Genomic DNA, 3,563 nt, shown 5'->3' with positions numbered 1-3,563 from the left:
GCTGCTGCGATCCGGCACGTCGCCCATCGCCTGCTCGAAGCGGGTGCGGAGCGGCGGCAACGCCGCGAGCAGCTCGGCGCGGCGCGAGATCAGGACGGAGACCCGCTCGATGCCTTCGCGGTAGTTCGACAGCCGCTTGGCCACGCCATCGATCATCTCCTGCTGCTCGGGCGCGAGCTCGAGCCGCGTCTTCTTCAGGAGCATGCCCAGGTCGGAAACCACCGAAACCACCCGGTCCGACTGGGCCGACGGATCGGTGACGAAGTCCCGCGCCGCGAGCCTGAGCTCGTTCATGCGGTGGTCGATCTCCTCGGCGAGATCGCCGACGCCCTGCAGCCGCTGCAATTCAGCAAAGGTCGCGTCGATATGGCGGATCGCGACCACGCTGGCGATGCTGGTGGCGGTAATCACCGTGATCAGCAGCAGAAAGCTGCCAAAGGTCATCTGGCCGATCGAAGGCGAAATCGAGCGAATTCGCCCCGCAATAGCGGCAAAAACGGAAGACATGGCTGAAAACCAGCTCAAGGGCTAACGCAATATACGACGTATTCGAACGCCGGGGGAGCAGCCCCTCCCTCCGGCGGAGGCGGGCATCTTTCAGCCTGCCATGTCGAAATGGCGGATTTCCGGCGAAGGTATCCCAGGAAACAGCTCAATCCGCGGTGATATTCGCCTCCTTGACCACCTTTTCCCACAGGCCGATGTCGGCCTTGATCAGATCGCCGAGCGCGGCCGACGAAGCCCATTTGGGCTCGCAGCCGGCGGTGTCGAGCTTCTGCTGCACGTCCGCATCGGCCAGCGCCTTCTCCAGCGCCTTGCTGATGCGCTCGGCGATCGGCCGCGGCGTGGCTGCAGGCACGACAAGACCGAACCAGGGCGTTACCTTCGCCCCTGCATAGCCCTGCTCCGCCATGGTCGGAGCATCGGGGAAATATTTGGTGCGGGTGTCATTGATGGTGCCGATGACCCTGACCTTCCCGGTCTGCACCACAGATATCGCCTGGTTGACGGAGAAGAACGACGACGTGATGACGCCCGAGGCGAGATCCGGCACCATTTGCGGATAGGCGCGATAGCCGATCCCTGTCACGTCGATATCGGCAAGCCGCTTGAACAGCTCGAAGCCGAGATGCCCGGTCGACCCCTTGCCGGGATGGCCGTAGTTCAGCGCGCCCGGCTTCTCCTTGGCGAGCGCGACGAACTCCGCGACGTTCGTCGCCGGCAGACTGCTCGGCACTATGAACACGTTCGGCGCGCGGCAGATCTCGCCGACCGGCGCGAAATCGCGCAGCGGATCCCAACGCAGTTTGGCGTAGAGCGACGGACTTACGGTGAAATAGGTCGTCACCACCAGCCACGTGTAGCCGTCCGGCACCGAGCGGGCGACGTCCTCGGCCGCGATCGAGCCGTTGGCGCCGGATTTGGACTCGACCAGGATCGTCGCCCCATTCCACTGCGCGGCCATGTTCTGGACCACGATGCGCGCGAACACGTCGGCGACGCTGCCGGCCGCATAGGGATTGACGACCCGGATCGGATGATCGGGAAAGCTGTCCTGCGCGGCGGCCCCCGTCGCCGCCACGATTGCACTCAGACACACGCCAGCAACTGCACTGAATAGACGCACGATCACCCCCTTATGATACCTCTCACTCATAACCGGCATCGCGCGGAATACGCAACCAGTGACCGCCGTTCGGTCGGCTCATTGCTGGCAGGACGGTTACGATTTTCATACCGCGCGTCGCCTCGGGTGCGGCGGTCAGGAAGCTCTCGGCGCCGCCACGGCAGGGCGGGAGGGGACCGTCATCGCGGCCACGCCGAGGACGACGCACGCCAGACCGATCCAGGCGGTCGGTGGCAGCTTCTCGCCGAGAAACGCGACACTCAACGCCACCCCGATCGGGACCCGCAGATAGGCTTGCGCAGTGGTGCCGACCGAGCCCAGCGTCTGGATCAGCCGAAAGTAGACGACGAACGCCGCCGCGGTCGAAAATGCCGCCAGTGCAAGCAACGCCAGCATCGAAGCCACCGACGGCGCCAGCGTCCACGGCTGCTCGCAGGCAAGGCTTAGGGGCGTGAGGATCGCCGCACCACACAGCAGCGAGCCCGCGGCCGGCGCCATCGGGTCGAGGCCCTTGAACGAGCGGCCGAAAATCGCGGCACAGGCGTAGCAGATCGCGGCGGCAACGATGGCCAGTTCCGCCACGAGATCCCGCCCGGCCTGCGCGAAGGCATCCACGCCCACGATCAAGCAAATTCCTGCCATGCCCGCGACGACGCCAAGGAGCTTGCGCGGGCTCGCCTGCTCGTGGCGCGTGATGAGCGCAGTGAACAGGAAGGTGAAGATCGGCGCAGCCGAATTGAGGATCGTCGCAAGCCCCGCGTCCACCGAACGCTCGGCCCAGGCAATCAGCGTCCAGGGAACGACGCTGTTGAAGCAGGCCTGAAATGCGAAACGACGCCAGGTCGCCGCGTCCGTCGGCATTCGCAGGCCGCGCCAGCGCATGATCAGAAGCAGCAGCACACCGGCGATCAGCGTGCGGGCCGCGATCAGGGTGATCGGCGGGATCGTGGCGACGCCGAGCTTGATGAAGCTGTAGGAGGCGCCCCATAGCATCGCCAGCAACAGCAGGAGGACGAGCTCGCCGGCGAGGCCGGCGCGCGGCGGATGATCTTTTTCCATGTGCAGATTTCCACGGCTCGAGCGGAGTCGAGCGGAACCTAGCCCATGGGAAAGCGGTGATATTTCGATGCAAAACGAACGATGTCACCCTTCCGCGCCGAACTCGAACAGCTCGCCGTCATAGCCAGCCTCGCGCGGGATACGAAGCTGGCGGCCGCCGCCATTGAGCCTGGTCATGACAGGCATCACGGTCACGATATCCACGCCGCGCGCCTGATCGAGCGCAGCCGCTACATTTGGCTGCTTGCCGAGCCGGATCAGGTTGCGCGTGGTCGGAAACGGCAGTTTGAACCGCCCGCTCTCGCCGCCCTCGACCGCCTCGCGCGGCGAGACCCAGATCGAATCGGTGGATTCCTTGCCGTCATGGGCGCCGAGCTGGTCCGGTGGCGCAGCGGCCAGGAAGAACCAGGTGTCGAACCGCTTCGGCATGCCCTCCGGCGTGATCCAATGCGCGTAGGGCACGAGCGCGTCGAGCGCGAGCAGCATGCCGTTATCGGTGAGCACCTCGAGAAAGGTGATCCTGCCTTCGTTCAGCTCGGCGCGATGCGCGGCTTCGATCTCGCTCGCACGCTTGGCGTCGACCAGTGCGTTCGAGCCCTTTGGCCGCGCCAACAGGATGCCGCTTTCCTCGAAAGTCTCTCGGACGGCCGCGATGCGGAAGCTGAGCGCGCTCGCATCGAGCCCCTCGCCACCGGCATAAAGCGCCGGGTTCTCGGCGATCTCGCGGTCATTCGCATCGACGCTGCCGCCCGGAAACACCAGCGCGCCCGAGTTGAACTCGATCTGATGGTGACGCACCATCATGAAGACTTCGATCTCGTTGGCCCGGCTGTCGCGCAGCAGCAGCACGGTCGAGGCATCACGCGGAACGACGGCT

The 3,563-nt window shown here is 65.3% G+C and carries 3 protein-coding genes and 1 pseudogene; all 4 read right to left on the bottom strand.

Annotated features, from left to right (window positions below):
• Positions 1 to 507: pseudogene (locus JOY90_RS03580) on the bottom strand (histidine kinase); the annotation flags it as partial.
• 145 nt (positions 508 to 652) lie between these two features.
• Positions 653 to 1,582: a tripartite tricarboxylate transporter substrate binding protein gene (locus JOY90_RS03575; RefSeq protein ID WP_291689790.1), complete on the bottom strand. Its 930-nt coding sequence runs from the start codon at positions 1,580 to 1,582 to the stop codon at positions 653 to 655.
• Between the two features lie 180 nt (positions 1,583 to 1,762).
• On the bottom strand, positions 1,763 to 2,686 hold the full coding sequence (locus JOY90_RS03570) for an EamA family transporter (protein WP_291689789.1): 924 nt from the start codon (positions 2,684 to 2,686) through the stop codon (positions 1,763 to 1,765).
• 84 nt (positions 2,687 to 2,770) lie between these two features.
• On the bottom strand, positions 2,771 to 3,563 hold a 793-nt coding region (locus JOY90_RS03565), incomplete at its 5' end, for an NUDIX hydrolase (RefSeq protein WP_291689788.1).

Origin of the sequence: Bradyrhizobium sp., assembly GCF_019242285.1 — a bacterium.
Lineage (GTDB): Bacteria > Pseudomonadota > Alphaproteobacteria > Rhizobiales > Xanthobacteraceae > Bradyrhizobium.
The sequence above is the reverse complement of the archived record's forward strand: the minus strand, read 5'-3'. Positions and strand labels throughout refer to the sequence as shown.

What these genes read in the sequence shown, in the direction of transcription:
- JOY90_RS03570 (WP_291689789.1), bottom strand. Translation starts at nt 2,686, where the DNA reads ATGGAAAAAGATCATCCGCCGCGCGCCGGCCTCGCCGGCGAGCTCGTC.